An 18,046-nucleotide genomic window follows, 5' to 3' on the forward strand; every position below is an offset into this window, starting at 1 on the left:
GTCGCGCCGTCAACCTCATGATCGCCGCCCTCATTGCCCTGCCCCACCCATCCCGCCCTGCCGATCATGAAGTTGACGGTTCCGTCATCGGCGTGTCGCCCCGCCAACTTCATGATCGCCGAGCAATCCCCGGCCGGAGAGCGGCAACTCCGCCCGCGCTCCCTCGCGCCCGCCCCCGGCTCGGTGATCAAGGGGTTTGTGTCCTAGTCGATCTCCGTGCGCAACACAAACTCCTTGATCAACAGGGCGAGGCAGGGCGAGGCGGGGTCGCAGCGGGCGAGGCGAGGGGGCCAGAGCCGGGCCGGGCCGACGCCGGACGGGACAGGGCAGCGCGCAGCGGCGACGGGCGGGGTCAGTAGGGGTTGGGGTGGCCGGGGAGGTCGCCTCTGGTCAGGGCGGCGGGACGGCCGGGCAGCGTCGGGTCCGGGGACAGCGGCGGGGAGTCGGTGCCGGCCCGAGCGGCCATGCCGGCGAACAGCTCCTTCAGGGCGGTCACCGTGTCGATGCGCGGGCTCCAGCCGAGTTCGGTCTCGGCACGGTGGCTGGACATCAGCGGCACGTTCAGCGCCAGGTCGACCCAGCCGGTGTCGACCGGCTGCAGCCGCGCCCGCCAGGTCACCGCCGCCGCGGCGCGCAGCACCGGCACCGCCACCGGCAGCGTCCAGCCGTGGAAGTGCCGGGCCACCAGCTCCGGCGTCAGCACCGGGTCGGCCGCCACGTTGAAGGCGCCGCTCGCATCCCCGACGACCGCCCGGGCGTACGCGTCCGCGACGTCGTCGGCGTGCACCGCCTGCATCCGGAGTCGCCGGTTCGACGGCACCAGCGGAATCCGGCCGTACCGGAGCAGGCACACCGGCACCAGCGGGCCGAGGAAGTAGCGGCTGATCTCCGTACCGGCCTCCCGCTGGAAGATCAGTCCCGGCCGCAGGCGTACCACCCGCAGGTTCGGGTGCTCCCGCTGCACGCCGTCGAGCAGTGCCTCCACCTCCGCCTTGTCCCGGCTGTACGACGACGTCTCCACCCCGGTCGCCGGCCAGTTCTCGCTGACCGGGTGGTTCTTCGGGCCGGGCGCGTAGGTGCCGACGGACGAGGCGTACACCAGGGCCGGAACGCCGACGCGGACGGCGGCCTCGATCACCGCGCGGCTGCCGCCGACGTTGGTCCGGTAGAGCGTGCGCCGGTCGTGGCTGGGCTGGATCTGCCAAGCCAGGTGCACGACTGCCCGCGCCCCGGCGAAGATCCGCACGAGCTGGTCGGCGGCGCCCGGTGCGCCGATGTCGCAGGAGTGCCACTCCACGTCGTCGTACGGTTCACCGGCGTCCGGTCCGGGCAGCCGCCGGGCCACGCCGACCAGTTCGGTGCCCGCCTCCCGCCGCAGCCGGCGCAGCACCGCCGTCCCCACGTTGCCGGTCGCCCCCACGATCACGATGCGCATGGTCGTGCCGTACCCGCTGAACCGGGCAGCAACCGCTCACGGACGGGGGTTCGTCCGCACCCAGCCCTTCTCCCGGTCGCGGCGACCGGCGGTGGCGGCGAGGCAGCGCGGGCAGAGCCAGCCCTCCGGGTCGGCCTCGGTGAGCACGTCGGTGCCGGAGTAGTCGAACGGCACGTGCGGGAAGCGGCGCAGCCGGGTCCGGCTCAGCGGCAGCCCGCACAGCGTCTGGTTCCGCCCCGGCAGCCAGGCGTGCACCTCACCGCCGGGCCGGCGTACGCCGTCGTCGCCCGGCACCTCGCGGGACGCCGCCACGGCAGCGGTGCTCGTGACTCGCATGGTCGCCCAGGTTCCCCGGCCGCCGCCGTTCACGCCTGACGGGCACAACCCCTGGGGTACGCGGGCGGAGCGCGTACTCCCGTGGTGGTAGCCCGCTCGACGACTCCGGGACGACGACCGGCGGCGATGCCCGTCCATACGCTGCGGCCGTCACCACTTGTCGCGACCCGAGGGAGTCCCAGATGTCCATCCGTCACCTGCTCGCCACCACAGTCGTCGGAGAGTTCGCCCCGGCCGCGCACACCTCGCTGGCCGAAGGGGGCATCGGCGGCTCCGGCCGGGCCGGCGCCACTGCCTTCGCCGTGGTGGCCCTGGCCAGCGTGGTCGTCGGCGGGCTGGCGCTCAGCCGCTCCCGCCGCGGGGCGGGCGAGGGGCGCGTCCAGGCCCTGGTGGCTGCCGCGGCGGGAGTGGTCGGGCTGGTCCTGAGCGCGTGGCACCTGGCGCTGACCACCGAGGGTCTCGGCAGCGGTCAGGGCCGGGCCGGCGCGGTCGCCGGTGTGGCGTTCGGGCTGATCGGGGCGGTGCTGGGCGGGCTGGTGCTGGCCCGTTCCCGGCGTACCGCCTGACCGGCCGCTCGGTCCGTCCCGGCAGCTCGGTCCATCCCGGCCTCTCGGTCAGGACGCGGTGAGCCAGCCGGGCACGGTGAGCCCCGACTCGTACGCGAGCACCACCAGCTGGGCCCGGTCCCGTACCCGCGTCTTGGTCATGATCCGGCTGACGTGCGTCTTCGCGGTGGCCGGGCTCAGCACCAACCGGGCCGCGATCTCGTCGTTGGACAGGCCGGCGGCAACCAGGGCGAGCACCTCCCGCTCCCGCTCGGTCAGCGCGTTCAGTCGGGGGCACGGGTCCGGGTGCCGGGTCCGGGCGGCGAACTCGGCGATCAGCCGGCGGGTGACGGCCGGGGCGATCAACGCGTCGCCCCGCGCCACCACCCGTACGCCGTGGATCAGCTCCGCCGGCTCGGTGTCCTTGACCAGGAACCCGCTCGCGCCGGCCCGCAACGCGCCGTAGACGTAGTCGTCCAGGTCGAAGGTGGTCAGGATGATCACCCGGGCGTCGGTGCCGGCGACGATCTCCCGGGTGGCGGCAAGCCCGTCCAGCAGCGGCATCCGGATGTCCATGAGGACGACGTCCGGCCGCAGTTCCCGCGTCAGCCGTACCGCAGTGGTGCCGTCGGCTGCCTCGCCGACCACCTCGATGCCGTCCTCGCCGTCGAGGATGGAGCGGAAGCCGGCGCGTACCAAAGTCTGGTCGTCGGCGAGCAGCAACCGGATCATTTGGTCTCCCCCTGTGCCGTGCGTGGCGCCGGAACCGGCAGCGGGGCGGGCCGCAGCGGAAGGCGGGCCCGCACCAGGAACCCGCCGTCCGGGCCGGGCCCGGTGGTGAGCGAGCCGCCCAGCGCCCGGGCCCGCTCCTCCATGCCGAGGATCCCGTTCCCGGGCGGACCCGTGGGACCGGCGCCGTCGTCCGCCACCTCCACGAGCACCTCGTCGCCGTCCGGCACGACCCGGACCACCGCCGTGCGCGCGCCCGCGTGACGGCTCACGTTGGTGAGCGCCTCCTGGACGATCCGGTACGCGGACAGATCCACCTCCGGCGGGAACGGCCCGGTCTCCGTCACCTCGGTACGCACCGTCAGCCCGCATCGCCCGGCCGCCGTGACCAGCTCGTCGAGGCGTTCGAGGCCGGGTGCGGGACGGCTCGGGGACGTACCCTCCTGCCGGAGCACGCCGAGCGCGGCCCGCAGCTCGCGCAGCGTCTCCCGGCTGGTCTGCTTGATCACCGCGAGCGCCTCCGCCGAGCGATCCGGATCGGGCCGGTGCAGCGCGGCGCTCGCCTGCACGCTGATCAGCGAGAGGTGGTGGCCGAGCAGGTCGTGCAGCTCGCGGGCGATCCGCAGCCGCTCCTCGGTGGCCCGGTGGCGGGCCTCCTCTTCCTTACGCTGCTCGGCTGCGAGCACCCGGGCCTGCACCTCGGCGAGATAGGCCCGCCGGTTACGGGTCACACCGACGATGACCGCGACCAGCCAGCCGGCGTGCAGCAGCGTCGCTCCGTTCCCACCGGCACCGGTCCGGGTGTAGCTGTCGGCGACGGCGAAGGAGACGACCGAGGCCAGGCCGAGCCCCACCGCGACCGCGAGGTATCCCTCGTCGACGACCGTGTACAGCGCCACGACGAACACCAGCATGATCGGCCCGGGCCGGTGCAGCAGAGCCCCGTACGCGGCGACCGCGGCCAGCGCCACCAGGCCCACGGCCACCGGGTGTCGCCGGCGCAGGTAGAGCGCGCCGGAGGACGCCAGGACGACGAACAGCGCCACGAACTCGGCGGTGGTGTCGATGCTCTCCGCCTGCACCACCAGGCCGAGCAGGGCCACCAGGGCGACGGCAGGCACCACTGCGGCTTCCGCTTTGAGGCCGTGCCGGCGCCAGCTCGACATTGCCGAAGCGTAGCGGTCCGGGGACGCAGCGGAGGGCCCCGAAGCGGCGTGGTGCCGGTGTTGGGGCGTGGTCGAGGGCCGGTGCGCGACGCACGCCGGGCTGATCGGGTTCGGGTAACCTGTGCCGTGCGGGCCGCTAGCTCAATGGCAGAGCTGTGGACTTTTAATCCATAGGTTCAGGGTTCGAGTCCCTGGCGGCCCACTCTCCCGCAGGTCAGCGACATCTTGTGGGGTGGCGCGAACCGCGATCCCGGCCCGCCCAGCGGCGAAGGACAGCATCGGCCAGGAGTGGGGCACCAGCGCCCACCAGAGGTACAATTTTCTGTACCTGCCCTGGAGGTCGTCATGCGGACCGTGAACTTCACCCAACTGCGCCAGAACCTGGCCGCCGAACTCGACAGCGTCATCAACGACGCCGAGGAAGTGGTGGTGACCCGCTCGGGCCACGAACCGGTGGTCATCGTGCCGCTTGCCGAGTACGAGGCGATGAAGGAAACCGAGTACCTCCTGCGCAACCCGGCCAACGCCGCCGCCCTGCGCCGCTCGATCGCCGAGCTTGAGGAGGGCGACGCCGCCGAGCGGGACCTGATCGACCCGGCCACCGTGCGGGACGTCGCGTGAGGCTGGTCTTCACCGCGACAGCCTGGAATCAGTACCTCAGCCACACCGACCGCAAGCTGGTCAAACGCATCAACGACCTCATCACCGACGTCATGCGCAACGGTTATGAGGGCATCGGAAAGCCGGAACCCCTTCGGGGCGAGCTGTCCGGCTTCTGGTCCCGCCGAATCGACCGCGAACATCGGCTGGTGTATCGGATCGCCAAGAACGACGTCGAGATCATCGCCTGCCGATACCACTACGGCGACCGATAGCTCGATGCGGCAACTGTGTCGGGCCCGGCGGGCGGAACGGCCGGCTCGGGTGCACGTCGGATCAGGATGACGCTGTACGCCACGATCCACACCAGCCAGAGGAGCCACCCGGCGAGGCCGAGCAGGGCGAGAGGGTTGACGCTGCCGACGCCGTACGGGCTGGTCGTCGCGCTGAGGAAGAGCAGCGCCGCGCCAAGGAGGCCGGTGCCGGCGTGCCATCGGGCGATGGCGCCGGTGCGGATGCCGAACATGGACAACCCGAGCAGCGCGGTCGCCAGGAAGACCTGGTTGAAGCCGAACAGGGCGGTGTACAAGCTCCAGAGGCCGTCGACGCCGCCGTCGTGCCGGGCTGCGGAGATCAGTGCGAGGCGGGTGGCCTCGACGCAGGTGAACACGACCGACTGCATGAGCACTCCGGCGAGTCCGACGAGGGACCACGGGTCCGTCCGGGTCCGCCTGTCACGTCCGACGCACACGCACACCCCGACGGCGAAGATCGTGGCCAGCAGCCAGGCCAACGGGAGCAGGGCCGAGGCCAGGCGCAGCGACCCAGCTCCGGCGGCGAAGACCGTGGTGATCTCGTCGCGGGACGCGGCTTCGGACGGGGTGGGCAGGCCCGCCGTGGTCAGCAGCAGGTTCGCCACGACGAGGATGGCGACGAACCCCAGGCCGGCGATGCCGGCAATCCGGGAGAAACTCACGGCGGTCTCCTTCGATCGAGCGTTACGCCGACGTGTGGACGAGCCGGTGGACGGCCGGCAGGGCGCGCATTCCGTGATCGTCGAGGGTGGCGCGTACGAAGCGATGGAAGCTCGGCCGCGTGAGTTGCCCGGCCAGGAAACGGATCGGTCCGGCGGGCAGACGCGCGTAGTTGACGAGCGCGAACGGCGAGGGTCCGACGGGCCGCAGGGCGGTGGAGTTGTCGACTCCGGTCTTCATGGTGTACCAGCCGGTGACCGAGCGCCAGACGGCTTCGGCGTCGGTCTCCGGCGCGGCGGTGAAGTGGTTGAGCAGGAAGGCGCCGTCGGTCCGGGCGTCGGTGTCGCCGATCCGGGCCACGTTGACGCCGGCGAGAATCTCCTCGCCGGCGAGGGCCGAGACCTCGTCACAGGTACGCACCGTCTGCAGCTGGTCCACGCGCCTCGTGCGGATCAGCATGGCGAGGTCGTACCGCGGTGCGCCCGGCAGTGGCGGGATGAACACCGCCCGGAAGATGCGGACGGACACGACGTCCTCCCGGTCCACGAGGGCGGGAACGGCCTCTACCAGTTCTGCCGCCGCCTGTTGCCGGCGCGGGGTACGGGTGTGGACGGGTGACCGTTGTACGGGCTCGATCTGGAAGCCCAGGTAGATGAATCCGTACGGTTCCGGTTCGGCGAACCGGGGTGGCGGATAGGGCATGGTGCCTCCGTCGGGATTGCCGTTCGCGGGCAGGTCCGCAAGAAGTCAGTACGCGACGCCGATCGCCCGGTGGATGGTCGCGGGATCGTCTGCGGCGGCGAGCATGGCGTGGGCCACGTCGGCCCGCGAGATCGTGTAGCCGCGCGCGACGCTACTGCCGATGGCGGTTCGGTAATGGCCGGTCAGCGGTTTGTTCACCAGCTTCGGCGGCCGTACGACGGTCCATTGCGCCGGGCTGTCCGCCATCGCGTCCTCCATGGCGCGCAGGTCCGCGTACAGGTCTTTGAGCAGCGCGCTGATGGCCGGTAGAAGGATGCGGCGGTTGAGGAAACTGTCCCCGTCGGGTGCCGGGCCGACCGGAGCGGCGCTGACCGCGACGAGGCGGCGGACACCTTCGGCGTGCATCGCGCCCAGAATCGCGCGCGTGGCGGTGGAGGCGACGGGTCCGTCGTGGCGGCCGCGCGGGCCCACGCAGGACAGGACCGCGGCGCTGCCGCGCACCACGGGAGCCAGCGCGTCGATGTCGTCGAGTGTCGACACCGTCGTGACCTCCAGCGCCCTGTGACGCAGGTCGGGGTGGATCGGGTGGCGGGCGACAGCGGTCACGGTGAACCCGCGGTCGAGCGCCTGTCGCACGACGTGGCTGCCGATGCGGCCGTTCGCACCGAAGACGGTCACCCTCATCGACATCCTCCAAATGCGGAGTGGCAGTGACTGTTACCGTAGCGGACAATAACTAGGCCGTACAATATCGGGGTGTACGACGACTCCGCACCACGCGCCGACCGGCCGCTGGCCGGCCGGGCAAACTTCCTGCTGTCACAGCTCGGGTTCCACGTCGCGCAGACGTTCGCCGCGCAGCTGGCACCGCTGGGCATCGCGCCGAACCACTTCGGGCTGCTCATGCACCTGGAGAGCAGCGAAGGCAACACCCAGCAACAGCTCGCCGACGCGCTGGCCATCCACCGCAAGGTCATGGTCGGCCTGCTCGACGACCTCGAGCAGCGCCATCTGGTCGAACGTCGGCGGCATCCCGGCGACCGTCGTGCCCACGCCATCCACCTGACCGACGCCGCGCGCGAGCTGCTGCCCCGTGCTCGTCAGCTCGCCGACCAGCACGAGGCCGAGATCCTCGCCCCGCTCGACGCCGGTGAACGCGCCCGGCTCGTCGCCGTCCTGCAACGGCTCGCCGAGCACACCGGGAACCCGGCCGGCGTCCACCCGGGGCTGCGCCAACCCGCCGCCCGATCTCGCCGGTCCGTCGACTGACCGGGCATCGCCCGGACCACGAGGCCGACCCGGCTCGACCGGCCGACGCCGACAGCGGCGTTGTCCTGGCAAAACGTCGACAGTCAGCCGGCCCCCATCGCATGGATTTCCCTCGCTACGATGACGCCCGCCGGCGTCGATGGAGGCGCCGCCACGGGGGAGGTACGCGTCCACATGAAACGCCTCAAAGCTGCTGTCCCGATCACGGTCCTCGCCGTCGTCGCCGCCGGGCTGACGGTCGGCTCGCCGGCCTCGGCCGCCACTTCCTACGACGTCTCGCTGAAGAGTTGGGCCTATCTCGACTCGCAGAGCCCCAGGACGAAGTTCGTCGACGCGGACGTGACCCCGCCGGTCGGCACGTCGCGCGACGACGCCGACCGGACGCACACCTACCGCTCCTACTTCACGTACGACCTGACCAGCTTGAAGGGTACGGTCGTCCACAGCTCGTACCTGTCCACCGTCGAGAAGACGGTCACCGACTGCTCGGCCCCGGCGACCATCGAGGTGTGGCGGACCCGCCCGGTCACGGACAACACCACCTGGCTGCGTCCCCCGGCCGAGATCGAGAAGCTGCTGACCGCCACGCGCGGGGCCGGTGCCTACTGCCCGGGCTACCTCGGCCTGGACATGACGGCCACGCTCAACGGGGCGCTGGGCCGGGGCGAGAAGAGCATCACCCTGGAGCTTCGGGTCGCAGCCGCGCAGGAAGCCGACGCGCGGACGGGTCGCACCTTCGCGAAGCCGCTGCTCAGTGCCAGCGCGAACCATCCCCCCACGATCACGGGCCTGCAACTGAAGTACCCGGACCGGCCCTGCGGAACGCTCGCCAAGCCGTCGCCGGCGGCGCGGAACACGGTGTTCGCGGCCACCGCCACCGATCGGGACGAGGGCGACTACACGAGCGTGCTGTACGCGATCTGGCCGGTTGACCACCCCGAGCAGCGTCGCGAGTTCCACGACTACTACGGCACGGACCTGAGCCAGTACGCCGACGGCACGGTCCTCGCCTGGCAGGCCCGGGCCAGCGACTACGACGACCAGGGCCCGTGGAGCAAGACCTGCTACATCGTCATGGACGTGACCGCTCCGGCGAATCCGCCGCAGGTCTCGTCGCGGACGTATCCGGAGGGCGACTCCCCGGGCGGTGGCACCGGCATCGAGGGCACGTTCCGCTTCGACGGGGCCGGTGACCGCGACGTGGTCGCCTTCTTCTGGCGTGACTCCTGGGGGTATTCCGGGCAGGTTCCCGCCCGGCGCCCGGGCGGCACGGGGATCCTGAAGTACACCCCGAAGCTGCGGTTCAGCACCGACCTCTACGTCGCGTCCGTCGACGCGGCGGGCAACCGCGGGCCCGAGAAGAACTACCGGTTCCGGGTCGCCGAGACCGCGCCGTACGCCGACGTCGTGGTGAACGGTGTCGGCCTGCCGAGCACGATCACCCTTATCGCTTCCAAGCCCGAGACCACCGCGTTCGGGTACCAGCTCAAGGACGGCGCGGAGGTCCGCCTCCCGGCCGTCGACGGCAGGGCCACCGGTCCGGTCACTTTCACCACCACGGGCCAGGTCGACCTGGCCGTCCGCAGCTACACCCGGAACAAGCTGATCGGGCAGGAGACGCTGCAGGTCTGGGTCACCGACGCCCCCGACGTCGAGTCGACGGAGTTCAACCTGGACACCGACCAGGTCGCGGGCAAGGTCGGCACGTTCCGCTTCACCCCGCGCAACAGCGACGTCGTCGCCTACCAGTACTACCTCGAGGACGAGTGGAAGACCGTCGCGGCGGCCGAGGACGACACCGCTGCGCTGTCGTGGACGGCGACGCCGGGCTGGCACTCGATGGTCGTCCGGTCGGTGAAGGCGGACGGTTCCACGTCGATGGAAACCACCTATCAGTTCAACATCATCGACCCACGTCCGAACGCCTACGCTCATGACTTGACCAGCTGGCCGCGCCGGGACGGCGTCGGTGTGCCGTTGCGCATCGAATTCGACAGCAGGCTGCCGAACCTGACCGGGTTCGTCTACCGTTTCGACGGCGGTGCCGAGCAGACCGTGTCCAGCGAGGGCAATCCGTACGCCTACGTCACTGTCACGCCGCAGCACGCCGGCGACAATGCGGTGGTCGTCCAGGCGCTGTTGGCGGACGGCACCCGATCGCCCGCCGCGACCCACACGTTCCGCATCTGGTCCGGTCCCGTGGTCACGTGGGCACCGGAGGGCGATGCCGTTGTCGGCCGGCCCATGACGTTCACCTTCCGTCCGGGGCTGCCCGATGTCGCCTCGTATCGCTACTCCCTGAACGGTGCCGACGAGGAGACGATCGCGGCCGGTCCCGACGGCACCGCGACCGTCACGTACACGCCGGGTTCGTGGGGCTACAACGACGTACGGGTCACGAGCGTCGGCGCGGACGGCACCGAATCGGAGCTGCGGATCGCGTCCTTCAGCGTCCGGGACAACAGGGTCAGCGTGTACAGCACGTACGACTGGTCGCGGGTGGGGATCGGCTGGACCGGATACTTCCACTTCCACACCCAGCTGTTCGGCGAGGTGACCGAGTACCACTACCGCGTCAACGACGGCCCGGAGCAGATCCTGCCGGCCAGCACCGAGGGCACGTCGACGCTGGTCGCGGTGCCGTTCGACCGCAACGGCACCAACACGATCCACGTGCGGAGCCGTACGGCGAGCGGGGAGTTCTCGCCCGTGACGGACTTCGAGTTCACTGTCGGCAACGCGCCCTACGTCGCGAGCGCGCAGTATCCGAACGGCACCTGGTCGGGCGGCCCTGGTGTGCCCGGCACCTTCGAGTTCAGCGGCGGCACCCCGGGGATCGTGTCCTTCTCCTGGCAGATCGACGGCGGACCGTCGACCGAGGTGCCGGCTGACAGCCAGGGGAAGGCGACGATCACCTACACGCCGACGCAGAGCTACCAGACGTACACCCTGTCGGTGACCGGTCACAAGGCGGACGGCACGGACACCGATGTCACCCAGTACTCCATCTACGTGGCAAACGGCGGCTGACGACGACGGCCGTCGGGAGTGCCGCGTTTAACGGCACTCCCGGCGGCTAAAAGGGTACGGATTCGCCGATCCGATGATGGAGAGAGTCGATGGCCGCTATTCCGTCCGACGATCCGACCCGTACCCTCGTCCACGCCCGTCCCGACGACCCCGCCCTGGCGCACCTCGCCATCGCGGGCGGCACCTACACGATCCTGGTCACCGGCGAGCAGACGGCCGGCCGGTACTGCCTGATCGACATGCGGGTTCCGCCGGGTGGTGGGCCGCCTCCGCACCGGCACGACTTCGAGGAGATGTTCACGGTGCTCGACGGGGCGGTGGAGTTCACGTTCCGGGGCGAGCAGACAGTCGCGCGGGCCGGGGAGACGATCAACATTCCGGCGAACGCGCCGCACTTCTTCCGCAACTCGTTCGACCAGCCCGCGCGGCTGCTCTGCATGTGCACCCCGGCGGGGCAGGACGAGTACTTCCTGCGGGTGGGCGACCGGGTGGACGGTCCCACCTCACCGCCGCCGGCCCTCACCGAGGAGGAGCAGGCCGAGCGCCGGAACCGGGCGGCGGCGCTGGCCCCCGACTACCGCACCGAGTTGCTGATCGGCTGACACCGGCAGCGCGCGAGCACAACGCGGACGGCTCACCGCCGTGGCCGAGGCCACGACGGTGAGCCGTTTTCCGTACGAGAGGATCAGCTCGTGGCGACGAGCTGGAACCGCTGGTTGGCCTGGCCGTTGCAGTCGTAGATCTGCACCTGCTGGCCGTTGCCGGTGCCCCAGACGTCGAGGCAGCGGCCGGACTGGACTCCGGTGATGGTGCCGTTGGAGTTGACGTTCCACTGCTGGTTCGTCTGCCCGTTGCAGCTGTAGATCTGGACTGCCGAGCCGTTGCCGGAGCCGGCGGCGTCCAGGCACATCGAGCCGTACACGGTCAGCTGCCGGCTGGAGGTGTAGGTCCACCGCTGGTTGGTCTGGCCGTGGCAGTCGTAGAGCTGCACCCGGGTGCCGTTGCTCTGCGAGGAGTTCGGTACGTCGATGCACCGGCCGGACTGGCTACCGACGATGCGGCTCGCGCCGGTGGTCGGCGGCGGCGTGGTCGGCCCGCCGGTCGGCCCGGCGGTCGGCGACACGGTAGTGGTCGGCGTGGGGTTGGGCGACGCGGAGTTGAGGACGTTGAGGACCGAGTTGTACGCGGCCTTCTTGTTGCCTCCGCCGTCGAACAGCAGCGGGCTCTCGTTGGAGCGCCACGAGTCGCTGTCACGCACGCCCCAGACGGTGATGCCGATGCAGCGCGGCACGTTGATGCACGCCTGGGTCAGACCCGCGTACTGGCTGGTCGAGGAGTTGGTGACGTCGACCTCGGTCAGCGCCACGTCGACGCCGAGAGCGGCGAAGTTCTGCAGCGTGGTCTGGAAGTTACCCGGCAGCGAACTGCCGCCGGTGAAGTGGGTCTGCAGACCCACACAGTCGATCGGCACACCACGGGACTTGAAGTCCCGGATCATGTTGTACACACCCTGCGTCTTGCCGTACGACCAGTTCTCGATGTTGTAGTCGTTGTAGCAGAGCTTCGTCGACGGGTCGGCCGCCCGCGCGGTGCGGAACGCCACCTCGATCCAGTCGTTACCGGTGCCCTGCAGGTTCGAGCTGCGGCGGCTGCCGTCCTCGTTGAACGCCTCGTTCACCACGTCCCACGCGGCCAGCTTGCCCCGGTAGTGGGCCATCACGCCGTTGATGTGGTCGATCATCGCCTGACGCAGGTTGCTGCCGTTCAGGCTCTGCATCCAACCCGGCTGCTGCGCGTGCCACGCCAGCGTGTGACCACGGACCTTCAGGCCCCGCTGGGTGGCCCAGTTGTAGATCTGGTCACCGGAGGAGAAGTTGAACTGGCCCCGGTTGGGCTGGAGCGCTTCCGGCTTCATCTCGTTCTCGGCGGTGATCATGTTGAACTCACGCGCCGCGATGGTGCTGTACGTGGAGTCGTTCAGCCGGTTCGCCGCGATGGCCGTGCCGAAGTAGCGGCCCGACTGCGCGGCGGCGGCACCGAGCGTGCTCTCCGCTGCCTGGGCCAGGCTGGGCACCACGAGCGCAGCACCGGCCAGGGCCAGCGCGCTGCTGACGGCGGCCAGCACCACGCGGTGGCTGCGCCTCGGTAGATGTTTCATGACACTCCTCTGCATATCGGACGATGATGCGCTGGCGATGCCCGGCTGGACGCGGGTGGGAGCGGCGGTGCGCACACCCCCGCGTCACTGCCCTGAAACTTTTCGAAGATGTACCGGTAACTTCCCTGGGAAGATATCCGCGACGGCACGATCGGTCAATGTCGATGTCGAATCGAACATGGACTCAACCGGCTGATCAGCGCGGGAGCCCATACATGACCATGAGAGCGAAGCGCGACGAGAGGCGCGACGCGGACCGAAAGTTTCGGAGAATCCGGCGTGGCCGGTCAGTGCTGGGCGGCCGCGTCGTACCGCTCGCGGTTGGCGTGCACCTCGTCCATGTGCGCCTCGGCCCACAGCTTCATGCCGTACATCAGCCGGTGCAGCGACTGGCCGAGGTCGGTCAGCTCGTACGTGACGGTCACCGGCACGCTCGGCGTCACGGTGCGGGTGACCAGGCCGTCGCGTTCCAGTGAGCGCAACGTCTGGGTGAGCATCTTCTGGCTGACCCCGGCCAGCCGGCGGGACAACTCGGAGTAGCGCATGACCTGCGGATCCGCGTTGCGGTCCGGGCCGTCGCGGCCGAGCGCGGCCAGGATCAGCGCCACCCACTTGTCGGAGATCCGGTCCAGGAGCTGCCGGCTCGGGCAGCCGGCGAGGAACGCGTCGTACGCCTCCCGCGCCTGCGCCCGCTTCTCCGCCGCCGTCTGCGTCGGCATCGTCCGCCTCCTACTCGGGGGTACCCAACGCACTCCGAAGTGCGTACTTCCCGATGGGAAGTTACCCCTCCATCGTGGAGCAGGGAATCCCCACGAAACAAAAGGAGACACACCATGGGTACGCGTACCTTCCGCACTGCCGTCGTCCGCACCCCGGGCGGACCCGACGCCATCGAGATCATCGACGTCCCGGAGCGCGAGCCGGGGCCCGGTGAGGTCCGGGTGGACGTCGCGGCGGCTCCGGTCAACCCGGCCGACCTCGGCGTCGTCGGCGGCTTCTTCCACTCGCTGGGGCTCATTCGCCAGCCGCACCACACCGGCCTGGGCTGGGACTTCGCCGGTGTCGTCGCCGCCGCCGGGCCGGGCGTCGACCTCGCCGTGGGCACCCGGGTCGCCGGGCTCGTCGGCGGGTTCGACCGCGACTTCGGCACGTACGCCGAGCAGCTCGTCGTACCCGTGGCCGACCTGGCGGTCGTACCCGATGATCTGGATCTGGTGGCGGCGGCGACGGTGCCGCTCAACGGCCTGACCGCGGCGCAGATCGTCGACGTGCTCGGCGAGCCGCCCGCCGGCGGCCGGCTGCTGGTCACCGGCGCGGCCGGCGCGGTGGGCGGCTACGTCGTGCCGCTCGCCCGAGACCGGGGGTGGCGGGTGACCGGCCTGGCGCGGGCCGAGGACGAGGAGTTCGTGCGCGGGCTCGGCGCCGACTTCACCACCGCCGCCGAACCGGGCTGGGACGCGGTCGCCGACGCCGCGGTGCTCCAGGACCGCGGGCTCGTGCTGGTGGGTGACGGCGGCGTGTTCGTCGGGGTACGGCCGAACGCCCACCCGGCCGCCGAGCGCGACGTCACGGTGCGCGCGGTCGAGGTGCACGCCGACGGGGTACGCCTGGCCGACCTGCTCGCCCGCACCGCCGCCGGTGAGCTGCCCGCGCGGGTGCACGCGGTGGTGCCGCTCGACCGGGTGGCGGACGCCCACCGGGAGGCGGCCAAGGGCGGAGTACGCGGACGCTACGTGCTGCGCCCCTGACCGCCGCGAGCGCGGTCCAGCACCTCCTCGACGGTGAGCGGGCTGCGCGGGTGGTGGGTCAGCGAGAGCGAGGTCCCGATCGTGCGGGGGCGCCGCGGCGACACTCAGGTGATGTCGCGGCGCATCGGGACGACCACGGCGAGCGCGGCTGCGGTCAGCGCGTACGCGGTCAGCAGCAGGGCGCCGGCAGCCGGCGGCAGGAGCGCCACGGCGTCGCTGCCGAGCTGCGCGGACATCGCGTCGGCGACGTAGGTGAAGTCGGTGAGCGCGGCGGTGGCCCCGCCGGGCAGGAGCGGGTAGAGCGCGTTGACGCCGGGGATCATCATCAGGACCGGCTCGGCCAGGTACAGGTAGCCGACCACCACGCAGACCGCCGCGACCTGGTTACGGAGCAGGGCGCCCACGCCGACGCCGACGAGCAGGTAGACAGCCATCGCGACGCCGATGCGGGCGAGCAGCGCCAGCACAGTGGGGGCGGGCAGGCCCAGCGGCACGCCGCGCGCGGCGGCGACCGTGAACAGGGCTGCCGAGGCGGCGACGGCGAGCGCGAGTCCGTAGGCGAGGCCGACGACCGCGTGGGTGACGAGTTTGGCGGCGAGCACCCGCCCACGGCGCGGCGCGAACACGAACGTGACGGCGGCGGTGCCGTGCCGGTACTCGGAGGTGGCCGCGAGGGCACCGGCGGCGGCCGGCACGAAGGCGGTGAAGCCGAGAATGCCGAGGATCGACCGCAGGCCCTCCTCGGTGTGCAGGCCGGGCATCGGCGGGTCGAAGTTCTCCGGCCCGACCAGCGCCATCATCCCGACCAGGCCGCCGCCCAGCGCGACGGACGCGAGCAGCAGCGCACCCCACATCCGGGTCGCCAGCACCCGGCGCAGTTCCGCTCTGAGCAGGTTCATCGGGCCTCCGCCTTGTCGGTGGTCAGGTCGAGGAAGAGCTGTTCGAGGCTTGTGGTCTCGGTGACCAGCTCGTGGACCCGCACGCGATGGGCCGCGGCGAGGTCGGCGACGCCCGGCGCGTCCAGTCCGCGTACCCGCAGCCGGCCGGGCCCGGCGGCCTCGACGGACCCGGCGGCGGCCGCCAGCGCGGCGGCCAGAGCTGTCGCGTCCGGCGAGGTGACGAGCACCGTCGGCGGGCCGGTGAGCCGGGACCACGGCCCGGCGGCGACGAGTTCCCCGCGCCGGATGACCACCACGTCGTCCACCACCTGCTGGACCTCGTGCAGGACGTGGCTGGAGATCAGCACGGTGCGGCCCTCGTCGGCGAGGCGGCGCAGCAGCCCGCGCAGCCACGACATGCCTTCCGGGTCCAGGCCGTTCGCCGGTTCGTCGAGCAGGAGGACACGCGGGTCGCCGAGCATCGCCGTGGCGAGGCTGAGCCGTTGCCGCATGCCGGTGGAGAACCCTCGGGTACGACGGTCGGCGGCGTGGGCGAGGCCGAGCAGGTCCAGCAGTTCCGCGACCCTGCCGCCCGGGCAGCCTGCCATCGCGGCGTAGACGCCCAGGTGGTCACGGGCGGTGTGGCCGGGGTGGAACGCGTTGCCGTCGAACACCGCGCCGACGGTCCGTGCCGGCTGGGCCAGCCGGCCGTAGGGCTGCCCGCCGATGGTGGCGGTGCCGCTGGTCGGCGTCACCAGTCCGGTCAGCATGCGCATCGTGGTGGTCTTGCCGGCGCCGTTCGGGCCGAGGAAGCCGGTGACGGCGCCGGGTCGCACGGTGAAGGTCAGATCGCGTACGGCGGTCACGTCGCCGTAGCGTTTGGTCAGGCCCGACGCCTCGATCGCCAGGTGGTCGCCGGTCACGGCCGGCCCCGCGTCGCACGCCCGATCGTCTCGGCGAGGCCCGGCGCGGCCGGGTCGGAGACCACCACCTCGTCGAACTCCCCGCCGGCCGCCGCGCGGTCCAGCACCAGGTGCAGGCCGGGCTGCCCCCGCCGGGCCGCTACGAGCTGCCGGGGACCGCCGAACAGACCCCAGACGCCGATCTTGGCGAAGCCGGACACGGCGTACCCGCGCCGGGCGCCGCGGGCCAGCCGGATCGGCTCGTCCACCGGGGCGGCGTGCCGCACGGCGGCCAGGCGCAGCGCGAACCGCTCCCGCCCGACCCACATCCGTTCCCATCCGGTGAACCGGATGTCGATCACGTCGCCGTCGAGAATTACGGAGGCCATCAGTCGTCGCCCTTCGTCGTGTCGGAGTCGTGCGCTGACGTGTGCGTGTCGCCGGGGGTCGCCTGGCGATCGGCGGGCATCAGGATGGTCGCCAGCAGCCGGGGGGTCCGACCGTCGCCGGGCCCTTTGGCGAGCAACGGGCCGACCAGCGCGTTGAGCCCGGCTGCGAACTCGTGCAGCTCGGCATCGGTCAGGTGCAGGACGAGTTGCTGGTATCCGACCCCGTCGGCGACGAAGTCGACGGAGTCCCGGGCGAGGTAGCGGGAGAACTCGGACAGCAGGCTCGACACGAACGCGGTGAAGTAGCGCGCGTGGTCCTCCGGCGTCGCCGTCGCCAGGGCCGCCGGGTCCAGCGCCGCGCCGTGCGCGGGCAGCGCGTACACCCGCTCGACGGCGCCGCGCACCTTGCGCTCCTCCACCACGTCGAGCATCCCGGTCTTCACGAGCGTCGCCAGGTGCCGGTAGAGCGTGGCGTGCGGGACGTCGGGCAGCAGCTCGGCCAGGTCGTGAGTGGTCACCCGGGTGCCCGCCACGGCACGCAGGACGCGGAGCCGCACCGGGTGCAGCGCCACCTCCGCCCACCGCTCCATCGACATCGCCATGACCGAACGCTATCACTATCAATAGTGATAGCGGTAGTGGATGGAGCGGTCGGGGAGCGAAGGCTGGTCGATCAGACGGACGGACGGGTGTGGTGAGCCAGCACCCGAGCCAGCAGCCGGGTCAGGTCCGCGCGCTCATCAGCCGACAGTGGGGCGAGCAGCTCGTCCTGCACGTCGGCGAGGCGCTTCTCCAGCCGCCGGAGCTGCCGCCGCCCCGCCGCCGTGATGGTGACGACGTTGCGCCGCCGGTCGGCCGGGTCCGGGGTGCGGACCACGAACTCCCGCTCGGCGAGTTCGTTGAGGGCGGCCACCACGTCGCTGACGTGGATGCCGCTGCGCCGGCCGAGCGCCGCCTGGCTGGCCGGGCCGAACTCGTCGAGCGTGGCGAGCAGCCGGAAGTGGTAACCGCGCGCGTCGACCGCCGCCAGCCCGTCGCTCACCAGCCGGCCGGCGCGTACGGCGGTCTGGGTGATCAGCCAGCTCGGCAGGCCGGCCAGGCGGGTCGGTACGAGGTCCGGCTCCGGGTTCTCCACGTGCCCAGCCTATCCGGAAACCATTGGCGCCCCCAACGATCTGCGCTACC

The 18,046-nt window shown here is 71.5% G+C and carries 21 protein-coding genes and 1 tRNA gene; 8 read left to right on the forward strand and 14 right to left on the reverse strand.

Annotated features, from left to right (window positions below; genetic code table 11):
* Positions 1-352 precede the first annotated feature (352 nt).
* The gene (locus O7607_RS11200; RefSeq protein ID WP_269702967.1) at positions 353-1,435 is read right to left on the reverse strand and encodes an NAD-dependent epimerase/dehydratase family protein; all 1,083 of its coding nucleotides are present in this window, start codon (positions 1,433-1,435) and stop codon (positions 353-355) included.
* Positions 1,436-1,471: 36 nt separating this feature from the next.
* Positions 1,472-1,771 carry a hypothetical protein gene (locus O7607_RS11205; protein ID WP_269702968.1) on the reverse strand — a complete coding sequence of 100 codons (300 nt, stop codon included), beginning with the start codon at positions 1,769-1,771 and terminating at the stop codon, positions 1,472-1,474.
* Positions 1,772-1,953: 182 nt separating this feature from the next.
* On the opposite strand from O7607_RS11205, the gene O7607_RS11210 reads away from it, so the two are divergent.
* Positions 1,954-2,337, forward strand: coding sequence for a DUF6223 family protein (locus O7607_RS11210; RefSeq protein ID WP_269702969.1), 384 nt, complete (start codon positions 1,954-1,956; stop codon positions 2,335-2,337).
* A gap of 48 nt (positions 2,338-2,385) precedes the next feature.
* On the opposite strand, the gene O7607_RS11215 is transcribed toward O7607_RS11210, so the two are convergent.
* The gene (locus tag O7607_RS11215) at positions 2,386-3,048 is read right to left on the reverse strand and encodes a response regulator (protein WP_269702970.1); all 663 of its coding nucleotides are present in this window, start codon (positions 3,046-3,048) and stop codon (positions 2,386-2,388) included.
* The gene (locus O7607_RS11220) at positions 3,045-4,211 is read right to left on the reverse strand and encodes a sensor histidine kinase (RefSeq protein ID WP_269702972.1); all 1,167 of its coding nucleotides are present in this window, start codon (positions 4,209-4,211) and stop codon (positions 3,045-3,047) included. The genes O7607_RS11215 and O7607_RS11220 overlap by 4 nt, the downstream gene beginning before the upstream one ends.
* A 130-nt stretch (positions 4,212-4,341) precedes the next feature.
* On the opposite strand from O7607_RS11220, the gene O7607_RS11225 reads away from it, so the two are divergent.
* From O7607_RS11225 to O7607_RS11235, 3 genes are all read left to right on the forward strand, one after another.
* A tRNA-Lys gene (locus O7607_RS11225) sits at positions 4,342-4,413 on the forward strand.
* 143 nt (positions 4,414-4,556) lie between these two features.
* Complete coding sequence (locus O7607_RS11230; protein WP_167493751.1) at positions 4,557-4,832, forward strand: type II toxin-antitoxin system Phd/YefM family antitoxin; 276 nt, start codon at positions 4,557-4,559, stop codon at positions 4,830-4,832.
* The gene (locus tag O7607_RS11235; RefSeq protein ID WP_269702975.1) at positions 4,829-5,086 is read left to right on the forward strand and encodes a Txe/YoeB family addiction module toxin; all 258 of its coding nucleotides are present in this window, start codon (positions 4,829-4,831) and stop codon (positions 5,084-5,086) included. The genes O7607_RS11230 and O7607_RS11235 overlap by 4 nt, the downstream gene beginning before the upstream one ends.
* On the opposite strand, the gene O7607_RS11240 is transcribed toward O7607_RS11235, so the two are convergent.
* From O7607_RS11240 to O7607_RS11250, 3 genes are read right to left on the reverse strand one after another with little or no spacing between them, the layout of a single operon-like run.
* The gene (locus O7607_RS11240; RefSeq protein WP_269702977.1) at positions 5,071-5,787 is read right to left on the reverse strand and encodes a hypothetical protein; all 717 of its coding nucleotides are present in this window, start codon (positions 5,785-5,787) and stop codon (positions 5,071-5,073) included. The genes O7607_RS11235 and O7607_RS11240 overlap by 16 nt on opposite strands.
* Before the next feature lie 22 nt (positions 5,788-5,809).
* A complete protein-coding gene (locus O7607_RS11245; RefSeq protein ID WP_269702978.1) occupies positions 5,810-6,487 on the reverse strand; it encodes a hypothetical protein in 678 nt (225 codons plus the stop codon).
* A 45-nt stretch (positions 6,488-6,532) separates the two neighbouring features.
* Positions 6,533-7,171, reverse strand: a complete 639-nt coding sequence (locus O7607_RS11250; protein WP_269702979.1) for an NAD(P)-dependent oxidoreductase — start codon at positions 7,169-7,171, stop codon at positions 6,533-6,535.
* Positions 7,172-7,243: 72 nt separating this feature from the next.
* On the opposite strand from O7607_RS11250, the gene O7607_RS11255 reads away from it, so the two are divergent.
* From O7607_RS11255 to O7607_RS11265, 3 genes are all read left to right on the forward strand, one after another.
* Positions 7,244-7,756 (forward strand): MarR family winged helix-turn-helix transcriptional regulator, encoded by a 513-nt coding sequence (locus O7607_RS11255; protein WP_269702980.1) that lies wholly within the window; start codon positions 7,244-7,246, stop codon positions 7,754-7,756.
* 174 nt (positions 7,757-7,930) lie between these two features.
* Complete coding sequence (locus O7607_RS11260; protein WP_269702982.1) at positions 7,931-10,786, forward strand: hypothetical protein; 2,856 nt, start codon at positions 7,931-7,933, stop codon at positions 10,784-10,786.
* 89 nt (positions 10,787-10,875) lie between these two features.
* Complete coding sequence (locus O7607_RS11265; RefSeq protein ID WP_269702983.1) at positions 10,876-11,388, forward strand: cupin domain-containing protein; 513 nt, start codon at positions 10,876-10,878, stop codon at positions 11,386-11,388.
* An 83-nt stretch (positions 11,389-11,471) separates the two neighbouring features.
* Here O7607_RS11265 and O7607_RS11270 read toward each other — a convergent pair whose 3' ends face one another.
* Positions 11,472-12,944, reverse strand: a complete 1,473-nt coding sequence (locus O7607_RS11270; RefSeq protein ID WP_269702984.1) for an endo-1,4-beta-xylanase — start codon at positions 12,942-12,944, stop codon at positions 11,472-11,474.
* 287 nt (positions 12,945-13,231) lie between these two features.
* A complete protein-coding gene (locus tag O7607_RS11275) occupies positions 13,232-13,663 on the reverse strand; it encodes a winged helix-turn-helix transcriptional regulator (RefSeq protein WP_269702985.1) in 432 nt (143 codons plus the stop codon).
* Positions 13,664-13,777: 114 nt separating this feature from the next.
* Here O7607_RS11275 and O7607_RS11280 point away from each other — a divergent pair, with 114 nt between their 5' ends.
* Complete coding sequence (locus tag O7607_RS11280) at positions 13,778-14,692, forward strand: NADP-dependent oxidoreductase (protein WP_269702986.1); 915 nt, start codon at positions 13,778-13,780, stop codon at positions 14,690-14,692.
* 104 nt (positions 14,693-14,796) lie between these two features.
* Here O7607_RS11280 and O7607_RS11285 read toward each other — a convergent pair whose 3' ends face one another.
* The 5 genes from O7607_RS11285 to O7607_RS11305 all read right to left on the reverse strand — a co-directional run bounded on the left by O7607_RS11285 (position 14,797) and on the right by O7607_RS11305 (position 17,996).
* The gene (locus O7607_RS11285) at positions 14,797-15,591 is read right to left on the reverse strand and encodes an ABC transporter permease (RefSeq protein WP_269702987.1); all 795 of its coding nucleotides are present in this window, start codon (positions 15,589-15,591) and stop codon (positions 14,797-14,799) included.
* The gene (locus O7607_RS11290; protein WP_269702989.1) at positions 15,588-16,493 is read right to left on the reverse strand and encodes an ABC transporter ATP-binding protein; all 906 of its coding nucleotides are present in this window, start codon (positions 16,491-16,493) and stop codon (positions 15,588-15,590) included. The genes O7607_RS11285 and O7607_RS11290 overlap by 4 nt, the downstream gene beginning before the upstream one ends.
* Entirely contained in the window at positions 16,490-16,861 is a 372-nt protein-coding gene (locus O7607_RS11295) for a hypothetical protein (RefSeq protein ID WP_269702991.1), read from the reverse strand. Before O7607_RS11295 ends, O7607_RS11290 begins: the two co-directional genes overlap by 4 nt.
* Positions 16,861-17,463, reverse strand: coding sequence for a helix-turn-helix domain-containing protein (locus tag O7607_RS11300; RefSeq protein ID WP_269702992.1), 603 nt, complete (start codon positions 17,461-17,463; stop codon positions 16,861-16,863). The genes O7607_RS11295 and O7607_RS11300 overlap by 1 nt, the downstream gene beginning before the upstream one ends.
* Positions 17,464-17,534: 71 nt before the next feature.
* Positions 17,535-17,996 (reverse strand): MarR family winged helix-turn-helix transcriptional regulator, encoded by a 462-nt coding sequence (locus tag O7607_RS11305; protein WP_269702993.1) that lies wholly within the window; start codon positions 17,994-17,996, stop codon positions 17,535-17,537.
* Positions 17,997-18,046: the final 50 nt, after the last annotated feature.

The sequence above is a fragment of the Micromonospora sp. WMMA1949 genome, assembly GCF_027460145.1.
In the GTDB taxonomy this organism is placed as follows: domain Bacteria; phylum Actinomycetota; class Actinomycetes; order Mycobacteriales; family Micromonosporaceae; genus Micromonospora.

Excerpts from the sequence above, each read along its gene's own strand:
- O7607_RS11200 (WP_269702967.1), bottom strand. The coding sequence starts at position 1,435 with ATGCGCATCGTGATCGTGGGGGCGACCGGCAACGTGGGGACGGCGGTG.
- O7607_RS11205 (WP_269702968.1), bottom strand. The coding sequence starts at position 1,771 with ATGCGAGTCACGAGCACCGCTGCCGTGGCGGCGTCCCGCGAGGTGCCG.
- O7607_RS11210 (WP_269702969.1), top strand. The coding sequence starts at position 1,954 with ATGTCCATCCGTCACCTGCTCGCCACCACAGTCGTCGGAGAGTTCGCC.
- O7607_RS11215 (WP_269702970.1), bottom strand. The coding sequence starts at position 3,048 with ATGATCCGGTTGCTGCTCGCCGACGACCAGACTTTGGTACGCGCCGGC.
- O7607_RS11220 (WP_269702972.1), bottom strand. The coding sequence starts at position 4,211 with ATGTCGAGCTGGCGCCGGCACGGCCTCAAAGCGGAAGCCGCAGTGGTG.
- O7607_RS11230 (WP_167493751.1), top strand. The coding sequence starts at position 4,557 with ATGCGGACCGTGAACTTCACCCAACTGCGCCAGAACCTGGCCGCCGAA.
- O7607_RS11245 (WP_269702978.1), bottom strand. The coding sequence starts at position 6,487 with ATGCCCTATCCGCCACCCCGGTTCGCCGAACCGGAACCGTACGGATTC.
- O7607_RS11250 (WP_269702979.1), bottom strand. The coding sequence starts at position 7,171 with ATGAGGGTGACCGTCTTCGGTGCGAACGGCCGCATCGGCAGCCACGTC.
- O7607_RS11260 (WP_269702982.1), top strand. The coding sequence starts at position 7,931 with ATGAAACGCCTCAAAGCTGCTGTCCCGATCACGGTCCTCGCCGTCGTC.
- O7607_RS11265 (WP_269702983.1), top strand. The coding sequence starts at position 10,876 with ATGGCCGCTATTCCGTCCGACGATCCGACCCGTACCCTCGTCCACGCC.
- O7607_RS11270 (WP_269702984.1), bottom strand. The coding sequence starts at position 12,944 with ATGAAACATCTACCGAGGCGCAGCCACCGCGTGGTGCTGGCCGCCGTC.
- O7607_RS11275 (WP_269702985.1), bottom strand. The coding sequence starts at position 13,663 with ATGCCGACGCAGACGGCGGCGGAGAAGCGGGCGCAGGCGCGGGAGGCG.
- O7607_RS11280 (WP_269702986.1), top strand. The coding sequence starts at position 13,778 with ATGGGTACGCGTACCTTCCGCACTGCCGTCGTCCGCACCCCGGGCGGA.
- O7607_RS11285 (WP_269702987.1), bottom strand. The coding sequence starts at position 15,591 with ATGAACCTGCTCAGAGCGGAACTGCGCCGGGTGCTGGCGACCCGGATG.
- O7607_RS11295 (WP_269702991.1), bottom strand. The coding sequence starts at position 16,861 with ATGGCCTCCGTAATTCTCGACGGCGACGTGATCGACATCCGGTTCACC.
- O7607_RS11300 (WP_269702992.1), bottom strand. The coding sequence starts at position 17,463 with ATGGCGATGTCGATGGAGCGGTGGGCGGAGGTGGCGCTGCACCCGGTG.